This window comes from Rheinheimera aquimaris (assembly GCF_020531985.1).
GTDB classification, from domain to species: domain Bacteria; phylum Pseudomonadota; class Gammaproteobacteria; order Enterobacterales; family Alteromonadaceae; genus Alishewanella; species Alishewanella aquimaris.
On sequence record NZ_JAJAVQ010000004.1, the window covers coordinates 565,641 to 585,362 of the forward strand.

At 50.2% G+C, this 19,722-nt stretch carries 13 protein-coding genes and 3 tRNA genes; 13 read left to right on the forward strand and 3 right to left on the reverse strand.

Translation table 11 applies throughout. The annotated features are described in order from the left end of the window. The first annotated feature begins 60 nt into the window (after window positions 1-60). The gene (locus LHL18_RS15150) at window positions 61-816 is read left to right on the forward strand and encodes a substrate-binding periplasmic protein (RefSeq protein WP_226767669.1); all 756 of its coding nucleotides are present in this window, start codon (window positions 61-63) and stop codon (window positions 814-816) included. 21 nt (window positions 817-837) lie between these two features. Here LHL18_RS15150 and LHL18_RS15155 read toward each other — a convergent pair whose 3' ends face one another. Together LHL18_RS15155 and LHL18_RS15160 are read right to left on the reverse strand one after the other, a co-directional pair. Then, window positions 838-4,386, reverse strand: coding sequence for a hybrid sensor histidine kinase/response regulator (locus LHL18_RS15155; RefSeq protein ID WP_226767670.1), 3,549 nt, complete (start codon window positions 4,384-4,386; stop codon window positions 838-840). Between the two features lie 74 nt (window positions 4,387-4,460). Continuing rightward, on the reverse strand, window positions 4,461-4,949 hold the full coding sequence (locus LHL18_RS15160; protein ID WP_226767671.1) for a TIGR00645 family protein: 489 nt from the start codon (window positions 4,947-4,949) through the stop codon (window positions 4,461-4,463). Between the two features lie 188 nt (window positions 4,950-5,137). Here LHL18_RS15160 and LHL18_RS15165 point away from each other — a divergent pair, with 188 nt between their 5' ends. The 8 genes from LHL18_RS15165 (at window position 5,138) to LHL18_RS15200 (ending at window position 12,100) form a co-directional block, all read left to right on the forward strand. Beyond that, window positions 5,138-7,180, forward strand: coding sequence for a S46 family peptidase (locus LHL18_RS15165; RefSeq protein ID WP_226767672.1), 2,043 nt, complete (start codon window positions 5,138-5,140; stop codon window positions 7,178-7,180). 113 nt (window positions 7,181-7,293) lie between these two features. Next, window positions 7,294-8,016: a DUF2189 domain-containing protein gene (locus tag LHL18_RS15170; RefSeq protein WP_134056988.1), complete on the forward strand. Its 723-nt coding sequence runs from the start codon at window positions 7,294-7,296 to the stop codon at window positions 8,014-8,016. An 11-nt stretch (window positions 8,017-8,027) separates the two neighbouring features. Next, entirely contained in the window at window positions 8,028-8,465 is a 438-nt protein-coding gene (locus LHL18_RS15175) for a regulatory protein RecX (protein ID WP_226767772.1), read from the forward strand. A gap of 30 nt (window positions 8,466-8,495) precedes the next feature. Further along, complete coding sequence (alaS, locus tag LHL18_RS15180) at window positions 8,496-11,114, forward strand: alanine--tRNA ligase (protein WP_404817945.1); 2,619 nt, start codon at window positions 8,496-8,498, stop codon at window positions 11,112-11,114. Window positions 11,115-11,418: 304 nt separating this feature from the next. Beyond that, complete coding sequence (csrA, locus tag LHL18_RS15185; protein WP_134056983.1) at window positions 11,419-11,619, forward strand: carbon storage regulator CsrA; 201 nt, start codon at window positions 11,419-11,421, stop codon at window positions 11,617-11,619. Between the two features lie 165 nt (window positions 11,620-11,784). Continuing rightward, a tRNA-Ser gene (locus tag LHL18_RS15190) sits at window positions 11,785-11,874 on the forward strand. Window positions 11,875-11,884: 10 nt separating this feature from the next. Further along, window positions 11,885-11,961 (forward strand) — tRNA-Arg (locus tag LHL18_RS15195). Window positions 11,962-12,023: 62 nt separating this feature from the next. Continuing rightward, window positions 12,024-12,100, forward strand: a tRNA-Arg gene (locus tag LHL18_RS15200). Between the two features lie 125 nt (window positions 12,101-12,225). Here LHL18_RS15200 and LHL18_RS15205 read toward each other — a convergent pair. Further along, window positions 12,226-14,520, reverse strand: coding sequence for a TonB-dependent receptor domain-containing protein (locus LHL18_RS15205; RefSeq protein ID WP_226767674.1), 2,295 nt, complete (start codon window positions 14,518-14,520; stop codon window positions 12,226-12,228). A 223-nt stretch (window positions 14,521-14,743) separates the two neighbouring features. Here LHL18_RS15205 and LHL18_RS15210 point away from each other — a divergent pair, with 223 nt between their 5' ends. The 4 genes from LHL18_RS15210 (at window position 14,744) to LHL18_RS15225 (ending at window position 19,611) form a co-directional block, all read left to right on the forward strand. Continuing rightward, complete coding sequence (locus LHL18_RS15210; RefSeq protein WP_226767675.1) at window positions 14,744-15,973, forward strand: glycerophosphodiester phosphodiesterase family protein; 1,230 nt, start codon at window positions 14,744-14,746, stop codon at window positions 15,971-15,973. 149 nt (window positions 15,974-16,122) lie between these two features. Continuing rightward, on the forward strand, window positions 16,123-17,424 hold the full coding sequence (locus LHL18_RS15215) for a PqiA/YebS family transporter subunit (RefSeq protein WP_226767676.1): 1,302 nt from the start codon (window positions 16,123-16,125) through the stop codon (window positions 17,422-17,424). Beyond that, window positions 17,402-19,069: an intermembrane transport protein PqiB gene (gene pqiB / locus LHL18_RS15220; protein WP_134056973.1), complete on the forward strand. Its 1,668-nt coding sequence runs from the start codon at window positions 17,402-17,404 to the stop codon at window positions 19,067-19,069. The genes LHL18_RS15215 and pqiB overlap by 23 nt, the downstream gene beginning before the upstream one ends. Then, complete coding sequence (locus tag LHL18_RS15225) at window positions 19,066-19,611, forward strand: PqiC family protein (protein WP_226767677.1); 546 nt, start codon at window positions 19,066-19,068, stop codon at window positions 19,609-19,611. Before pqiB ends, LHL18_RS15225 begins: the two co-directional genes overlap by 4 nt. The last annotated feature ends 111 nt before the right edge of the window (window positions 19,612-19,722 follow it).

A 19,722-nucleotide genomic window follows, 5' to 3' on the forward strand; every position in this document is an offset into this window, starting at 1 on the left:
TAAAACGGTCTAAGCTTTAACAAAACAAAGCTGGAGTCGTTGTCGATGCGCAGATGGATAATGTTAGCTTTAATAGTGTTGTGCAGCGGCAAGCTAAGCGCTGCACCGCTGAATGTATTGGTGGGGCAAAACAAGCCGCCTTATATCCGGCTTGAGACGGTCAGTGGTTATGAATTGGAACTGCTGCGCGAAGTTATCCGCCGGATGGGACATGAAGCGGTGTTTGTCTTTGTGCCTAACTCCCGTATCCGTGCTTTACTGGAAAGCGGTAATGGTGATGTAGCGACGTTACAAGCGGTTACAGCCGATGAGCCGGGCGTATTTTTTTCCCAACCTTATATCCGCTACCAAAACGTTGTTGTCAGCCGCAGTAATGATGAGCTGACGATACAACATCCGGCTGATTTGGCGGGTAAAACGGTGATTGCGTTTCAGGGCGCCAGTAAAGTGCTCGGCGCGGATTATCGCGACGCCGTTTTGCAGAACAAAAGCTATCAGGAAACGGTGGATCAGCGGGCACAGGTAGAAATGTTGCTGCAGGGGCGGGCCGCGGCGATAGTGCTTGATCGCAATATTTTTACCTATCATCAGCAGAACTCAACAATGCCAGCAGCAGTGACAGTGCATGAGTTGTTTGATTCCACCTTGTACCGGGCGGCATTCCGTGACCCCGCACTTCAGCGTAGCTTTGACAAGGCTCTGCTGAGTGTTTTGCTGGATAATTGGTATCAACAGCTGCAGCTGAGCTATTTTATGCAGCTAAACCAGCAGCTACCTAACCGTTTTTATTGTGACGGGCCCACAGACAGTTACTGAGCTGCCGTGTTGGCTGCAGTGTCAGTCGAGCCATTTACGCAGCAGCTCAGCCAATTTTGAGGCATCAATAGGTTTACTGATAAGTTCATTCATCTTTGCCTGGCTGGCATCTTGCCTGGTAGAGTCAGAATTGTGTGCTGTCATGGCGATAACCGGCAGATTACTGAGCCCGGGCAGTTGGCGTAGCTGTCGTGTCGTGTCAAAACCATCAATGCCTGGCATTTCTATGTCCATCAGTACCAGCGATACCGTCTGTGATGTCAGACACTGCAGTGCCTGTTCACCACTGGTGGCGAGCACCACTGTATAACCGAGTTTCTGCAGAATAATTTGCGCCAGTGCCTGATTAAAGTAATTATCCTCTACTAACAAAATTGTATGTTTGCCGGTCGTCACACTGGTGGTGAGGGCAGGTATTTCTTTATCGACTGTCAGAGCTGCAACGTCAGCAACATCAAACATCAGACTGAAACTAAAGCGGCTACCCTGGCCGGGGGCGCTGCTAACGCTGAGCTTGCCTCCCATCAGCGTGACCAGACGCTGGCAAATCGTCAGACCCAGGCCTGTACCGCCATATTTGCGGCTGATTGAACTGTCAGCCTGATTAAAAGCGGTAAACAATTGCTGTTGCTGATGTTCACTGATACCAATACCGGTGTCGGTCACTGCAAAAAGCAGCTGGTAACGGTCTTTTACGGCTTCTGCTGAAACACTAAGGGTAATTTCGCCCTGCTCAGTAAATTTTATCGCGTTACTTAGCAGGTTAATCAGTACTTGTGACAGTCTGAGGGCATCACCAGTCAGCTTATCCGGAACATCGTGCTCAAGCTGCAGCACAAATTGCAGGCCTTTTTGCGAAATTTGCGCACTGAACATATCAATGACTTGTGTCAGCATTTCCCGCAGGCTAAATGCCGCTTGCTCCAGTTCCAGTTTGCCAGCTTCAATTTTGGAGAAATCAAGTATATCGTTGATTATACTAAGTAAAATTCTGCCGGATGCCCGAATTTTGTCGAGGTAGCTCTGTTGCGTTGCCGGGTCTTCACTTTGCTGGGCCAATTGGGAAAACCCCAGTACGGCGTTGAGTGGGGTACGCAACTCGTGGCTCATATTAGCCAGAAACTCACTTTTGGCCTGTGCAGCAGACTCAGCACTCTGTTTCGCCTGTTGTAACTGCGCCATGGTTTGCTGCAGATGTGCTGTACGCTGTTCCACCAGCCGGGTTAGCTGGTGTTTTTCCTGCGTTAAGTGATAAGTGCGCCATTTTAGCAAAACGTATATCAGCAGCACGAAAAGCAGGACATAACCGGCCCAGGCTGCTGTGCTGAAATACCAGGGGGGCGCAATGTAGATGTTGAGCTGATCAGATAATTGCAGATTACCCTGGTGATCGCGGCTGCGCACCATAAACTGATAGTCTCCCGGTGCCAGGTTAGTGTAATCACGGTACAGCTCATTGCTCCACAGCGACCAGTCTTTATCATAACCCTGCAGTTTGACCTGAAACTGGGGCTGAAATAAGTGGCTGAAGTTCGGGCTGGCATATTCAAAGCGTAGCGCTGTGCTGTCAGGCCCAAGCTTCAGCCTATTGGGTAAGGCTCCACCGCTGTAGACTGCCGGTCCGTCAAGTGTACTTAATTGGCGCAGCAGCGGCGGCTTGGGTGGCAGGTTACGATGTTCATTTATCGCAAAACGGAATATGCCTTCTGCACCGCCAAACCAGATCACGTTCTGTTCGTCTATCAACAGCGTATCCAATGGAATATCCTGCAAGGGTTTTAGCGCGGAGGCCTGCCAGCGATAAAAGCCTGCACTGTCTGCAAACAATACGCCGGCCTGACGCCTGCCGGTATCGTTATCCCAGGTTAGCAGCCATAAGTTATTGTTTTTATCGGTTTGCGGATCCCGCACCCAGGGCTGAGAGTCTGTAAAGGCCAGAGATAACTGAGGGTCCAATGTAAATTGTTGTTGCTGCTCATCAAAACGATAGAAACCGGCAACCGTTGCAATCAATAACGCCTGTTTGTACCAGTAGACGCTGTTTCGGTTATTGCTGGGCAGGCCTTCATTACTGCTAAAACGCTTGATAGGCAAAGGCACGGAATTGCCGCCCTGCCACTGACCTGGCAGCGTCAGGCGGTATACACCATGCGCTAAAGTCCCCAACCAAAGCTCACCATCCGGCGTTTCCAGAATACTGTTCAGATTACCCTGCACACCGGGAACCCGGCCTTCATCAAGCCAGCGTCCCTGTTCATAGCGCATGCTGGCCAGGCCATTTTGCAAACCGATATAAACGCGCTCTGGGTTGCGCAATGACTGATACAACACTTTACTTGCCAGTTCTGAGCGTCGAAGCAGAGTGACATCGCCTTGCTCAAGGGCATAAACGCCTTTGCTGTTTGCGATAAGCAGCTGCTGCTGATAGTTGATAAAATCCCAGGTTTGTTTTTGTATCTGGCTTACAGGCTCGAAGCGGTTTTGCGCATTACGCCGGTACAAACCGAGGCTGGTACCTGCATATAGTATGTTCTGGTGCTGATAAAGCGACAGCACATTGCCTTGCAGACCGCTGGCATCACTGTAATAGGAGATGGCTGCAGACAGATCTATCCGGCTAAGTCCGTGATCAAGCGCCAGCCATAAGCCTTGCTGGTGGTCCTGATACAACGCCCTGACATTCTGATCGACCAATCCCAACGCCGTGGTGATGTGGCTTTTTAACTTGCCATCAGCTGTCAGAATAAACAGGCCTGCCTCAGTGGTACCAAGCGCGTAATCGCCGTTTCTCAGTCTGATACCGCTGTACAGTGAAGCTTGCTTTAGCGCGTCATCTATTTCGGTATGCCAACGCTGGCTGCCGTTCTCGGTTAGCAAAAACAGTTCACCCTCGCGATTGCCTGCCAGCAATGTTTGCTCATCAAAGGGTTCAAGCATAAATACGCTGGTATCAGCAAAGCGCTCTGCTCCCGGCACGGCGCTGAACTCGCCATCGCGCAGCTGCAACAAGCCGCGGCCTTCTTCCCTGACGAATAACCGTTCCTGCAGATAAAATGCTTTGTGAAAGGCACTACTGGTTGTCCAGACTTTAACTTGCTGTGGCGTCAGCAAAAAAATAGCACTTCGGCTTACAAAGTATATGCCTTGCGGCGTGGCAAAAGTTTGGCGCACGTCCTGAAAGTTGCGGTAATCGGCCGGAATACGCTCCAGCAATGAAACGTACTGGGTACCTTGCGGGCTGCTGGTGTCGAGGTAACCCAGCTCTCCTTTAGAACCTACATATATCTTACCATCGGCGGCTAGCGCCAGTGAACGGACAACTGCTTTGTTACGGGTCGGTATCATACGCCAGCTGGCACCGTCATATTCAAGCACCCCTACGTTGTTGCCAACATAGAGCACGCCTCGATGATCCTGAACGACAGCCCAGTTCTGAGTGCCGCCATTGTAGTCTTTGGGTTTGAAATTACTCAGCAGCGGAGTGCCGTACTGCTGAGCCGCGATAGTCTGGCAGCTCAGTATTATCAGCAGCACACAGTAGCGCCAGTACGACTGAATAAATGTTATCACTATGCTCACCTCTTGTTTGCACAGCTGAAATTAGCGTTACACCCGTTTGATTCCGTTCGGGTGAGCGTTAGTTTTTATTTGCGCAGAACTTTATCCAGATAGCCCATCGCAAAGGCCGATAAAACGAAGGTTATGTGAATAAGCAAATACCATTGCAACTTGTCGTTAGCGATGCTTTCAGTATTCATAAATACCTTCAGCAGGTGAATTGACGATATTGCGACAATAGAGGCTGCAACTTTGTTTTTCAGTGAGCCAGAATCCAGCTTGCCTAACCAGCTCAGCTTGTCGTCATTACCTTCTAAATCAAGGCGTGACACAAAGTTTTCATAACCGGAAAACATCACCATGACGATAAGGCCGCCAACTAAAGCGATATCTATCAGCGACAACACAACCAGCACCAGCTCAACTTCTTTCATGCTTAGAATAATGGGCAGGATATGAAAAATTTCCTGAAAGAATTTTATGCCCAGTGCAATTAATGCCAGGCTAAGACCAAGGTAAATGGGCGCCATAATCCAGCGCGAGGAATACATCAGTTTTTCCAGAAAATTTTCCATAACAGCACCTGTTTTGTCCAGTCGCTGTATTATGCGGTCATCGCCCCAGAGATCAAGCTCTGGCCAAGGTTTTTCTTGCGTCTGAACGTGTACGGTTACCGCAAATTCCGGCGTTTTACCGCAATCACTGCTGACAGTAAGTCAGAATATGATAGCGTCTGCGCCAGATGAATGAGCGATACCTTGTTATGAAGAAAATACTAAGTTGCACTCTGCTGGCTGTGTCTCTTTGCTGGGTAAATGCCCGCGCAGAAGAAGGCTTTTGGTTGCAGCGTCAGCTTGAGCAGGGCAGCGAAGCACTGCGTGGTTTTTCTTTTGCAAGAGGTGATGCGCCACATGGTTTGCCGTTGTCTCATATACAGCGAACAAGCGGGAAACTGGGTAATTGCAGTACTGCTTTTGTGTCTGCAACGGGCTTGCTAATCACCAGCTATCATTGTGTGGCGCCTTACCTTGGCGCTACAGATGGTAAAGAGTTTGTCGCGCAAAGCCATGACTCAGAGTTGCCGATTACCGATCTTGAGCTGTTGTTACCACAGCAGACACAAGATGTCACAGTCACCATCAACCGTGAGCTGAACTCCGAGCCAACACCACAGCAGCGCAGTGTTAAACTGCAACAGCTGAAAACTGCTATGGTAAGCGATTGCCAGCAGCAAAGTGATTATCGCTGCGAGGTAGTATCGTTGCATCACGGACTGGAGTTTTATCTTATCCGCTACAAAGTACTGCGCGATCTGCGTCTGGTATACCGGCCAGCATCAGCAGAGCAAATGCCGCAGCGCAGTTGGCCGCGGTACAGCCAGGACTATGTGTTATTAAGAGCTTATGTTGCTGGTGCTCAGACCGACGGCGCTCTTGCCAGTACAAACATCCCTTATCAGTCTGAATTTGCCCGACTGTCACGCCAGGGGGTCACAGAAAATGAGCTGGTGATCTCACCGGGCTTCTCTTCTGCCAGTCAGCGTTATGCTACTGAAGCTGAGATACGTTTTAACTTTGAATTATTATACCCGCGTTCAGTTGGCTATTTTGAACAGGCTGTTGCCGTTATCGAGCAGTTGGCACCACCAGGCAGTGAACGGGCTGAACAATATGCTGCAACACTGGCAGAATTAAAACAGCAAGCTGAGACAGTCAGCGCTTTGCTGGCGCATTACCAGCGCAGTTCTCTTTTAACGTTGAAACAGCAGCGGCGAAATGCTGTAGTGGAGTGGATAAACAACAGTCCGGTCAGGCAGCAGTTATACGGGCCTGTGCTAGACCGCTTGCAGCAGGTACTGGAGCGTCAGCAAGCTGCCGCTCAGCGCGATCTGGCGCTGGGATTTCTGAAGTATGCTCAGCTACCGGCATTGGCTAATCAGCTGTATAAACTGGCATTACATCCAGACAAGCAGCAGACAGCGCGTTTGCGTAAGCAATTATCAGAGCTGGATGCACACTTCGACGCCCGGGTTGATATGGAGTTGGCACTGCACTTCCTGAGCCAGTATTCACAGTTGCCTGAAACTCAGCGTTTGCCAGCATTAGATCAGTATTTTGCGCTAAGCGATGGTTTTAACCGCGAAATTGTGCGGCATAAATTGTCTGCTATGTATCGTGGAACCTCTTTAACCGAACCGGCAAAACGTCTGGGGTGGCTTGAACGCAGCGCCGAGCAGTTTCAGCAAAGCGGTGATCCACTGATCAGTTTTGCCGTGGCGATGTATGATACAGCCATGCAGCTTGCGCAAGATCGCACAGAATTAAAAGCAGAACTGGACAGTGTCCGTGCTGCCGTCATGGAAGTGTTGCTGGCATTTAATGACGCCAGGGGTAAAGCTACCTATGCAGAGGCAAACGGTGCACTGCGTTTTAGCATAGGGCGTGTCAGTGGTTATAGCCCGATGGACGCTGTCTGGCATCAACCCTTTAGCAGCCTGAAAAGTTATCTGAAACGCCAGCACGACGTCGATTCTTCGGACAGTGTTACCCCGATACCCGACATTGCGGTTAACTTTTTGAGCAGTATCGATAGCTGCAGTGATTATGGTGCAGCGCCTACCTTTAATGCTAAAGGGGAACTTGTCGGCATCATGTTTGCTGGTGTGCAGGAAAATCTGCTGGCTGACTGGCACTACGACGCAGCACTGAGCCGGTCTGTGCATGTCGACAGTCGTTTTATTATCTGGCAGTTGCAGCAAACGGGATCAGCCAAAGCCTTACTGACTGAACTGTTGCCCGGGCATTAATCCGGGCATCGGTTGCACAGATTTGTATCAAACGCTCTTCATTTAGCCTGATTTCCAGTATTATTAGCCACTGTATCATTTAGCAGATAATGCTTTTGACTAGTGGAGAGGATGTGGACAAGCAGTTTCGGGTAAAATTAATTGTGCGCCGGGCACCGGTGTTGGCATCAATTAACTGGCTTAAACAAGCCTGGGCTATTTTTATAAAAGCGCCGCTGAACTGGGTGTTGATGTTCATTATTTTGGGTGCCATAGCCTTACTGGGACAAATTCATCCGTTCACCGCTGTAATTGGCATTTTACTCAACCCGTTTCTCACAGCTGGGATGTATAAAAGCGTCGTTGCAATACAAAATCAGCAGACGATGCAATTTACAGGATTATTTTCGCCGTTAAAGGAAACTGGTTGCCGTGCCGTGTTTATCCGTCTTGCCGGGTTGAATATGCTGGCATCTATTCCGCTTAGTAGCCTGGCTGTGGTGCTGATGCAGCAACAACAGGACAACAACCTGCAAATGCCGTTGGTATTGTTGTTCGTTATGGGCTTTGTGCTGGTGTGGATGATATTTGCCTATGCCGTTGCTATTGCCTATTTTCTTAAAGAGCGGCGCTTGCTTGCTATCATGCAAGCGAGCTTCGTTGCCTGCTGGCGTAATATTATCCCGCTAATGGTTTTCCTTCTCTTGAGTCTGGTACTGATAATGCTTACCATGCCTACGTACTTTATCGGGCTGCTTGTCGTTGTACCGGTGCTAAATATCGCATTCTTTTTATCCTTCAATGAATTTTTTGCGTTGCAAGTCAAAGCTACTGACGACGCAGTGTTGGAAGTATAATTTTGGCGGATGTGGCTGAGCTTAAGCGTATGGCACTGAACTGGTTAAGCCGGCGCGATTACAGTGAAAATCAGCTAAGCCTGCGGCTGGGCCGCCAGGGCGGTGAGCCGGCTGATATCGCCTTGGTTATTGCCTGGTGCAAGCGCGAGAATTATCTGGATCAGAACCGTTTTCTGCAGATGTTGGTGCGCAGCCGGGCCGGTAAAGGTTACGGCCTGAATTACATTGTGCAGGAATGCCGGCAACAGCAGATAGCCAAAGAGCAGGTATTACAATGCGCGGCCGAGCTGGAAATTGATTGGTTTGCCATGGCCAGCCAGCAGTACCAGAAAAAGTACGGACAAAGTGAAGTAACTGATTATAAAGAAAAGCTAAAACGCATGGCATATATGCAGCGCCGTGGTTTTAGCAACGAACAGATTCAAATAGCGATGAATCAAACAGAGTAAAACCGAAGCGGACAGGATTTTTTCATGACAATGACATCGGCCAGTATCAGGCGTGCCTTTTTAGACTTTTTTGCCAGCAAACAGCACCAAATTGTACCCAGCAGTTCGCTGATCCCGGGTAACGATGCCACATTATTGTTCACCAATGCCGGTATGGTGCAGTTCAAAGATGTATTTCTGGGTCAGGATTTACGCAGCTACAACCGTGCTGTCTCAGCCCAGCGTTGTGTGCGGGCTGGCGGTAAACATAACGATTTGGAAAATGTTGGTTATACCGCGCGCCATCATACCTTTTTTGAAATGCTGGGTAATTTCAGTTTTGGTGATTATTTTAAACGTGACGCTATCGCCTATGCCTGGGAGTTTCTGACGGTTGTCGTGAAGCTGCCAAAAGAAAAGCTGTGGGTGACGGTGTATGAAACCGATGATGAAGCTTACGATATCTGGTTAAAAGAAGTTGGTGTGCCGGCTGAACGCATTATCCGTATTGGCGATAACAAAGGTGCACCCTATGCATCTGACAATTTCTGGGCTATGGGCGATACCGGCCCGTGCGGTCCGTGCACGGAGATTTTCTATGATCACGGCGAGCATATCTGGGGCGGCCCACCAGGTTCACCGGAAGAAGACGGTGACCGTTATATCGAGATCTGGAATATCGTCTTTATGCAGTTTAACCGCCACGCCGATGGCCGCATGGAAAACCTGCCTAAACCCAGCGTTGATACCGGTATGGGGCTGGAGCGGATTGCAGCTATTTTGCAGCATGTACACAGCAACTATGAAATTGACACCTTTGTTGCATTGATCAAAGCGGCAGCAGAGGCGACAGGCGCAACGGATCTGAGTGATAAATCGCTGCGGGTAGTCGCCGATCATATCCGTAGCTGTGCTTTCCTGATTGTTGATGGCGTTCAACCGTCAAACGAGGGCCGCGGCTATGTGCTACGCCGTATTGTGCGCCGTGCTGTGCGTCACGGTAACAAGTTAGGCGCTAAAGGTGCGTTTTTCTACAAACTGGTCGCAGCGCTGGTAGCTCAAATGGGTGAAGCTTACCCTGAGCTGGCAGAAAAGCAGGCTGTGGTAGAAAAAATTCTGAAGCTGGAAGAAGAGCAGTTCGGCAAAACGCTGGAACGTGGCTTAGCGATTTTAGAAGAAGCGCTGGCTGGCCTGCAGGGTACCGAGTTGCCTGGCGAGCTGGTATTCAAGTTATACGATACTTACGGCTTCCCGGTTGACCTGACAAATGATGTGGCGCGTGAGCGTAATCTGACCATAGACCAGGCCGGTTTTGATGCCGCTATGGCAGAGCAGCGTAAAAGGGCACAACAGGCGTCAAACTTTGGTGCAGATTACAACGCAGCAGTGACTTCCAGTCAGCAGACAACGTTTACCGGTTATGAGCATGAATTTGGTAATGCTCAGGTAGTTGAAATCCTGTTTGAAGGCAAAGCTGTTCCGGCGATACAGGATGGTCAGCAGGCTATGCTGGTGCTGGACGCAACACCTTTCTATGCAGAGTCAGGCGGTCAGATGGGCGACAGCGGTACACTGACATTGGCCAGTGGCGCTGTGTTTACCGTGCAAGACACGATAAAACTGGGTAAAGCTTTTGCGCACAAAGGCAGTGTCGCGGGTAGCATAAAAGTTGGCGACAAAGTAGATGCGCAAATTGACAGCGCCCGCCGTGCAGCCATCAAACAAAACCATTCTGCTACCCACTTGTTGCATGCCGCCCTGCGCAACGTGTTGGGTGAGCATGTTACGCAAAAGGGCTCTTTGGTGGGGCCAGAACGCTTACGTTTTGACTTTAGCCACTTCGAGGCGGTAAAACCGGAAGAACTGCGCCTTATTGAACAAATGGTTAATGAGCAAATTCAACACAACAATGTGCTGCAAACCCGGTTAATGCCGATTGAGCAGGCCAAAGCCGCCGGCGCAATGGCGCTGTTTGGTGAAAAGTACGACGACGAAGTACGCGTACTGAGCATGGGCGAATTTTCTATTGAGCTGTGTGGCGGCACTCATGTAAGCCGCACCGGTGATATTGGTTTGTTTAAAATCGTCTCTGAAGGTGGTATCGCCTCTGGTGTGCGCCGGATTGAAGCTGTTAGCGGTAGCGGCGCCGTATCTTATGTACAGCAGTTAGAGCAGCAGGCACAAAGTGTAGCCAGCGCGCTAAAAGGCGACCTGTTTAGTATCAGCGAGCGTGTGCAGCAGGCGCTGGAGCGCAGCAAGCAGCTGGAGAAAGAAATTGATCAGTTAAAAGCTAAGCTGGCCAGTCAGGCAGGTGCGTCTTTATTGGAGCAGGCAGATAACGTAGCCGGGGCGACGGTGCTGATTACACAACTGCCAGCAACGGAGCCTAAAGCACTACGTACTATGCTCGATGAACTGAAAAATAAACTGAACTCAGGCGTGATCTTACTTGCCACAGTAAATGACGACAAAATCAGCCTGATCGCCGGTGTGACGTCAGATCTCACAGGCAAAGTACACGCCGGGCAGCTGGTTGGCTGGGCCGCTGAGCAACTAGGCGGCAAAGGTGGTGGCCGGCCCGATATGGCGCAAGCCGGTGGTTCGGATATAGCAGCTTTACCTGCAGTTATGACAGCGGCAAAAAAGCTTGTCGCAGAAAAATTGGGCTAAACTGCTTAAATCTACTATAAAGAAGGGCGCCAGCGCCCTTTTTTACTAATAGTGAAACAACAAGGCTGTCAGGTATCGCCGGGCAGGGAATTTGCCTTGTGGGCGTGTGTAAACATCGCGTATTTGCCGACGCAGGCTGGCAGATTGTTACAATATTAGGGTTAAGTCGTCAAAATGCCGTCTGGCAGTGCTAATTATTTAAACGCCTGACTTTTAATCAGCTAAGTAGCTGAGTTATGATACGGCGCTTTAGTGTAGACACCGGTGTGTATCATGCTGGGTAAAAGGAACAAGGAGCAAACGAATGCTAATTCTTACTCGTCGTGTTGGTGAGACACTGATGATTGGTGATGAAGTTACAGTCACCGTGTTGGGAGTGAAAGGTAATCAGGTACGTATTGGTGTCAATGCGCCAAAAGAAGTGTCTGTGCATCGTGAAGAAATTTATATGCGGATTCAGGCCGAGAAGGGCTCACCAGATTCAAGTTATGGTGACGATGAGTAAATTTCGCGTCATCTCTGTGCCTTGCCGATGATTTATGCCGTTTTTGTACGTTTTATGACTTAATTCCGGCGAATTGCTTAAAAGGTCGGCAAACGCGCTTTTCAGTTCCAAAAATTGTTTGACTTATTTTCCTGAGACATTAATATACACGCCGCAACACAGCGCGGAGAAATGGCCGAGTGGCTGAAGGCGCACCCCTGCTAAGGGTGTATAGGGGAAACTCTATCGAGGGTTCGAATCCCTCTTTCTCCGCCATTTTTCAGATGGACGCATAGCTCAGCTGGATAGAGTACTCGGCTACGAACCGAGCGGTCGGAGGTTCGAATCCTCCTGCGTCCGCCATCTGATATGGGCAGCACCGACACAGTGCTTAATAAATAGTGTGCTAAAATCTGTTTCATCCCGGACGCATAGCTCAGCTGGATAGAGTACTCGGCTACGAACCGAGCGGTCGGAGGTTCGAATCCTCCTGCGTCCGCCATATACGAAGAACCCGCTTCAGGTAACACTGCAGCGGGTTTTTTATTGTGCGTGAAAAAGTCATAGAAAAACGCTATGGCGAAACCATAGCGTTGCTATTAAAAAAGGTCTGAAGTCAGAGTATCGTCAAAAGCTCAGCGCGACGCTAAAGCTGACTGTGCGGTCTGCTCCTAGCAAGTAAGCACCTTCCTGGCCACCACTGATATAAGCTTTATCTGTGATGTTGTTCAGTGTCAGCGCCAGATCAGCACTGCGGAACATGGCATTGTTGCCCAGATCATGCTGGTAACCAAAGTACGCATTCCAGATAACGGATGACGGAATGTCATCACGGTTCCAGACACTGACGTCACCGCTGGTACTGCGTTTGGCTGCGCCGTAGTACTCACCGGTATATTTAGCGCTGATACCGGCTCGGTAGTGGCCATCATTGTAATGCAGTGCGCTGGCCAGCATTTGTTCAGGGATAGCGGCAACTTTATCGCCGGCGCGGTAGCCGTTAATGGTGTCGCTGTACTCAGAGCTATTCAGGGTTAGTGATGAGGTTAAAGACCAGTTTTGTGCAAAGCGCCAATCCAGACTGGCTTCAAAGCCTTCTGACTCGACACCGCCGACGTTGACAAAGGTACCATCCAGTTCGGTCAGGTAATCCGGTAGGTCATCAATTTCTTCATAGGCCAGCAGGGTGATACGGTTATTAAAGTCGATGCTGTAATAGGTAGCAGACAGATTAAGCGTTTCACCGAAGTAACGTATGCCCAGTTCATAGTTTTCAGCGGTTTCTGCTTCAAGCTGTGCGAAATCCTGACCGGCAGTATTTAAAATAGTGTCCGGGATAGCTTTGAAGTTTTCCGAGTAACCGGCAAAGGCTTCTAGCGTATCCGTTAAACGGTATACCAGGCCCAGGCTTGGCAGCAGATCAGAATCACTGTCGAGCTTACCGTTATTACTGGCATCAAAGTTATCGGTGCGGCTAATGTCTATCAGATACTGTTGCAACCCGAGGTTTAGCTGTAAGTCGCCAAAGCTTATTTGATCCTGCAGATAATATTTCACTACGTCTTGATCGTAATCATCATCAAACTGCACCCAGTAAGGCGTCTGGTCGAAGTAATGATACACCTTAGGGTCGATGACTTTGTGCCAGTCGCGGATTTGACTGCGCTCCTGCTGCTCAAGCCAGATCCCCGCCCGGATCTGATGCTGTGCCAGTGTCCACTGCAAATTAGCCGTAACGCCGTAACGCTGTTTCTCATAGTGGGTATGCCGGTAGGACGATACACGTGTCAGAGCACTGCTATCTTCAGGGCTACCCAGCACCGGCCTGCCGTTAGCGTCGATATAGTTGTAAGTGATACGCTCAGTGCCGTTACCTTTGCTGATTAGCTGACCGTTGCTGTCAACTGCATAAACCTGATATGGCGGCAACCAGTCGCCGCGGCCATTTTGCCAGTGCAGGTAGGGTGTAATATCGGCTTCCAACTGCTCGGTAATGTCGAATTCGGTTTTTACATACAGCAAGGTATTTTCACGCAGTGTAGACCAGGCTTCAGCAAAGTTCTGATCAATGTCCGGATCGCCGGTCCAGGCGCTGGTTAAGCCATCCCAGTGCGGGTTTTGCCTGAACTGCTCAAGTGAGCGGTAATCGTAGTTGTCTTCGTTAGCATCATCGTAGGATAAACGTGCGGTAATACGGACTTTATCAAGTTCGGTGATACTTTTTGCTTCAGCATGCAACCGTTCAGTTGCGCCATTGCTGCCGCTGCCAATCCAGCGGTTAGCGAAGCTGTCGGATAAACTGAAGTAGGCTGTAGTGTGGTCAAACAGCAGGCCGGTATCAAAACGGGCAAAATAACGCCTGGTATTGTTGCTGCCACTGCTGTACGCCGCTTTGGCGCCTTTATCTGCCAGTGGATTGTTGCTGACAAAATTCAGCGTGCCGCCCAGCGCGTCCAGTGACGCTGAGGCAATGTCGGCAGAGCCCTGGCCGACTTCAACATACTGTGTGTTTTCACTGTCCAGGTACCGGTTGGCTTTACTGCCGCCGGCATAGGCTGAGCCACCGTTGGGTACACCGTCCACTGTAATGCCTAATTGCTGATCTGCCCGATCAATCACAAAGCCGCGCAAGCTGATAGTGGTGGTATAGTCATCGCCGCCAAATGCATCGCCCTGACCTACGTTTACCCCCGGCAACGCATCGACCAGATCCAACACATTGCCGATGGCAGGTTGCAGCTGCTTGGAATTGCTATCGGTGCTGTTGTTAGCGTAGCTAACCCGTTTGCCGACGACTGACAGTACTTCAATATCGCTTTCATTACTGATGTTCTCGTTGGCATTGCTTTGCTGAGCCAGCAGCGGGGCTGACAGAATTCCCGCTATTGCCAGTGTGGTTGCTTTAAGTCTGAAGTGACGCACAATAAGTCTCCCTAACTTTGATTATATTATCGTTATGGTCGGATGAGCTTCCGACGGCGGCATATTGTGCAGAGCGAGTGTGTAATTAGCGTGACTATTAGATGTAGTTAATGTGTGAGTAATGTTTTATTTTTATGACGTAACAGGCTGTGTTCATCGCGTTGTCACAACAGCACAGTAGTGTTGGCGGGCTGGTTAGTCTTAATTTAAAAGCAGGAATTGCATGCGATACGTAATTTTTTTACTGGGGATCTTGCTTGGCGGATGCCAGGTAACGCCCAAAGCTTCAGAGCCATTAGCGCAAGTAGGCCCCAGGCCATTATATCTGCTGTCGCAGCTGCCGGAAGGCGACTTGAAGCAGCGGCTGGAGGTTTGCCGTCAACAGCCATTTTACCGCAGTGAGTTTTCGCTGGCACATCGCGGTGCCCCGCTCATGTTTCCCGAGCATAGCCGGGCGTCTTACCAGGCTGCTATTGATATGGGGGCAGGTATCGCTGAATGTGATGTTACTTTTACCGCAGATTTGCAACTGGTTTGCCGCCATGCGCAGTGCGATCTGCATCAAACCACTGATATCCTGCTGAGGCCTGAACTGGCAGCAAAATGCAGTATACCTTTTACGCCTGCCGACCCGGCAACAGGCCGCGTAGCAAACGCCCGTTGCTGTACCAGCGATATTACGGCTGATGAGTTCAGCCAGCTGTGCGCAAAAATGGACGGTGTTAACCCGGCAGCCATGCTGGCAAAGGATTACATCGCTGGCACTCCGGCGTGGCGCAGCGAGCTATACAGCCAGTGTGCTGCGCCATTGACGCACCGGCATAGTATAGCGTTGTTTCAGCAACAGGGTGTGAAAATGATCCCGGAACTGAAACAACCTGAAGTACCAATGCCATTTCAGCAACAATACACCCAACAGTACTTTGCTCAGCAACTGATTGATGAATATAAAGCCGCTGGTGTCGCGCCATCTCAGGTTTATCTGCAGTCATTTAACTGGCAGGATATTCTGTACTGGCTTGAACATGAACCGGAATTTGGCCGTCAGGCCGTATGGCTTGATGAGCGCTATGAACAACCGGGGTTTGACCCGCAGCAGCCACAGAGTTGGCAGCCCTCTATGGCAGCACTAAAAGCCGCCGGGTTGAATATTATTGCGCCGCCGTTATGGGTATTACTGCGTGAGCGGGACGGAACTATAGTACCGACTGCGTATGCTAAAGCAGCCAGAGCGGCCGGGCTTGATATCATTGCCTGGAGCCTGGAACGTTCAGCGCCATTGGCTAAAGGTGCTGACTGGTACTATCAGTCGTTACCGCTGCTGGCGAGAGATGACGGTGCTATCTTGCAGGTGTTACATGTGCTGGCACAGGATGTTGGTGTTATCGGTGTATTCTCTGACTGGCCCGGTACTACCACGTTTTATGCAAATTGTCTGCTGGCACCAGAATAATATATTGCGCGCCGCGGCCAGCTTTCTTCATCGCTAAGTGGTTGTGATTATGCTATAAATTGTCACTTAGATGCGGTGTTTATACTCAGGCAGGGTTCAGCTTTGTACTGGTAAAACCGCTTAGGGTATAACCACGGACAAGCCAGAACGTGACGTCAATCACCAGCGATGCTGCCATTCATACCAAGACGGATGCTACGCCTGAGCTGACCTTGTGTCCGCACTGTGATCTGGTGCAGCAGGTACCGCAACTGGAGCCGGGTGAAGAGTCCAGCTGTAGTCGTTGCGGGCATCATCTGGACGCGCGCCACCCTGAACCTATAGTGCGTCCAGTGCTGTATGCCGGTTCCGCACTCTTTATGCTGTTGCTGGCGAATTTGTTTCCCTTTGTCAGTATGTTTGCTGCCGGCAACAGCAATGAAATGCATTTTTTTGATACCTCGTCGGTACTGTTCAGCGAACATCACCAGTGGCTGGCGATTCTGATCTGGCTGCTGATCCAGTTGATCCCCGCTGTGTGCATGAGTGCTATTTTGTATCTGAAGCTTGGTATGCTGTACGCATTGCCAGCCAGAACATGGGTTGCCAGAGTGCTGTATATGCTTAAACCCTGGAGCATGGTAGATATTTTCCTGATGGGGCTCATCATCAGTTTTGTCAAGCTGGTAGCCGATGCGGATATTTCATTGGGGCCAAGCTTCTGGGCGTTCTGTTTATTTTGTCTGCTGCACCTTAGAGCGTTTCAGGTAATAGACCGGCGCGAATTATGGTCGAAGATAGCGCCTTGTCCGGCACCTGAAGTCAGGGCCCGGGCTGGCAGAACCGGTCTGTCACAGCAATTAAAACTGTGTAAAGTGTGTACTGCGATGGTGCCCGTTGCCCAGACACATTGCAGCCGTTGCCACAGCCGGGTTCGATTGCGCCAGCGCAGCAGCATTCAGAACACCATCGCGTTATTGATTGCCGCGACGCTGCTTTATGTCCCTGCCAATCTGCTGCCTATTATGCGCACCGTGTCATTTGGTGAAACCATTGATTCAACTATTATTAGTGGTCTGGTACTGATGTGGCAGGACGGAGCTTACCCGGTTGCGCTTATTATCCTGGTTGCCAGTGTTATTGTACCGGTAGCAAAAATCCTGGTGATGTTCTGGTTATGTTATTTAACCGCTATTCCACCGCACCGGCGTCAGCGCTATTCAACGCAGATTTACCGCCTGGTCGATTGGGTCGGACGCTGGTCTATGGTCGATGTGCTGGTAGTAGCCATTATGGCAGCGTTGGTACGGTTTGATTTATTGATGAGTGTGTATCCTGGCGTGGGTGCATTAGTATTTGCTGCCGTGGTGATTCTGACGATGCTGGCGGCACTGAGTTTCGACCCCAGGCTATTATGGGATCCACTGACTGAGCAAAAGGGAGTTCGATTTGACGCAACAAACGAGTGCTAAGGTTAACCGGATTAAGCAATGGTCACCCATCTGGGTAGTGCCTATTGCAGCCGTATTGATCGGTATCTGGATGCTGTATAACCATTATCAGCAACAAGGCGCTTTGCTGACGCTGCTGACAGCTGACGCTGAGGGTATTGTTGCCGGCAAGACACAGATTAAAAGCCGCAGTGTTGATGTCGGCCAGGTGGTGTCAGTAGAGCTGAGTCATGACTTAAAACAGGTCATCATTAAAGCCCGGATGAAACCGGCCATCACTGATTTGTTAAACGAAGACTCACGCTTCTGGGTGGTTAAGCCCCAGGTTGGCCGAGGTGGGATCACCGGGTTAAATACACTGTTGTCCGGCGTCTATATTGAGCTGCAACCGGGAGATTCAGACAAGCTGCAGCTACAGCATCAGCTATTGGATTCCCCCCCTGTGGCACCGGCCGATGCGCCCGGCATCCGGGTGGTGCTGACAACCGCTGAGACCGGTGGCCTGGCGGTAGGCGATCCGGTGCTGTACCGGGGCTACGAAGTCGGCACTGTCGAGCAGAGCGAATTTGATTTGTCGCAGCGTCGCACTCTTTATCAGTTGTATATCAGGGAACCCTTTGATGTGCTGGTATCTGAGAACGTGCGCTTCTGGCTTAGCAGCGGTTTTTCTGTCGATCTGTCAGCAGAAGGTTTGCAGGTTGATGTAGGCTCAGCCACAACGCTGTTAAGTGGCGGTGTCAGTTTTGACCTTATGCAAGGCTGGCCTGCTGGCGGTGCTGTAGCTGATGGTTCTGAGTTTCAGTTGTTCCCGAATAAACAAAGTATTCAGGACGGCTTATACAACGAGTTTGTTGAGTACTTACTGTTTTTTGATGAGTCAGTGCGCGGTTTGAAACCGGGCGCTCCGGTCGAGTATCGCGGTGTGCGGGTCGGAACCGTTACCAGTGTGCCGTTCTTCTTTTCGATAGATAAACCCTTTGAAGTGTCGTTGCAGCAGGGCATTCCGGTGCTGATCCGCATTGAAGCTGGCCGTTTATATGAAAACCTGACATTAAAACAACTGCGACAGGAGCTGGAAAAAGCAGTACAACGCGGTATGCATGCAGCATTAAAAACCGGCAATCTGCTCACGGGGGCGCTGTATATAGATTTAGACGTTAGCGAAGATTCTGCCCCGGACATTGAACAACAGGCACTGCAGGCACAACAATTAGCACTTAGCCAAAGCGCTGGCTATCCGATGCTGCCAACGACCCGCAGCGGGCTGAGTAACATAGAGCAAAAGGTGCTGATGGCACTGGATAAAATCAACAATCTGCCGGTAGAGCAGTTATTAGTGCAAAGCGAACAGACAATGCAAAGTACAGATGCGCTGATGCAGAACGCTGCCAAAATGGTCGCTCAGCTGGATAAACTCATTGCTAATCCGCAATTGCAACAGTTGCCGGCTCAGCTGCAGCAGAGTTTGCAGGAACTGCAACGCATGCTGGCAGGTGTGAGCCCCGGGGCCCCGGCATATGAGCGTATGGACAGCAGTTTGCAAACATTAGATCAGGTGCTGCGCGAACTGCAGCCAGTACTACAGACATTGAATCAGCAAAGCAATGCTTTGATATTTGAAGCAGATGTTACTGCAGATCCAGAGCCTAAGAGGGCAGAGCAATGAGATTATTCATCACCGCTGTGGTATTTCTGCTAAGTAGCTGCAGCAGTCAACCGCAAACCACCTATTATCAGTTGCCACTGTCCGCAGTAGCAGCCAGTGTCAGTAGTCAGTCATTACAAACGCTTTACGTTGAGCCTGTGCAGGTCGCCAGCTACCTGAATGGCCGCGGGCTGGTATTGCAGGTATCGGATGTGGAGCTGGTGATGGCACGGCAGCATTTATGGGCTGAAGCACTTGATCACCAGTTGCAACGTCAGCTGCGTAGCCGGCTGCAACTGTTGTTGCCACAGCACACCGCTGTTATGCAGCCTTCGGCTGATACGGTAAAGGTTACTGTGCAGCTGGACCGTTTTCATGGTCAGGAAGATGGTTACGCTATTGCCAGTGGCCGCTTTGTTGTCAGCAGTACAAACACCACTGAAAGTTTTTCTATCCGCGTACCTCTGGCCGATGACGGCTATCCGGCACTTGTTAGTGCCCTTGCTCAGTGCGTACAACAGCTTAGTGAGCAAATTTCCCGCCAGTTAACCAGCGAAAACTAGTTTTCATTTCCCGCCGGCAGCAGTGATATCACCGCTGCCGGTGTTGTGGATGGCTAGACATTTGAGTGTCTTTACGTGTACTGTGTGTAAATTATGCAAATTGTTCGCGTA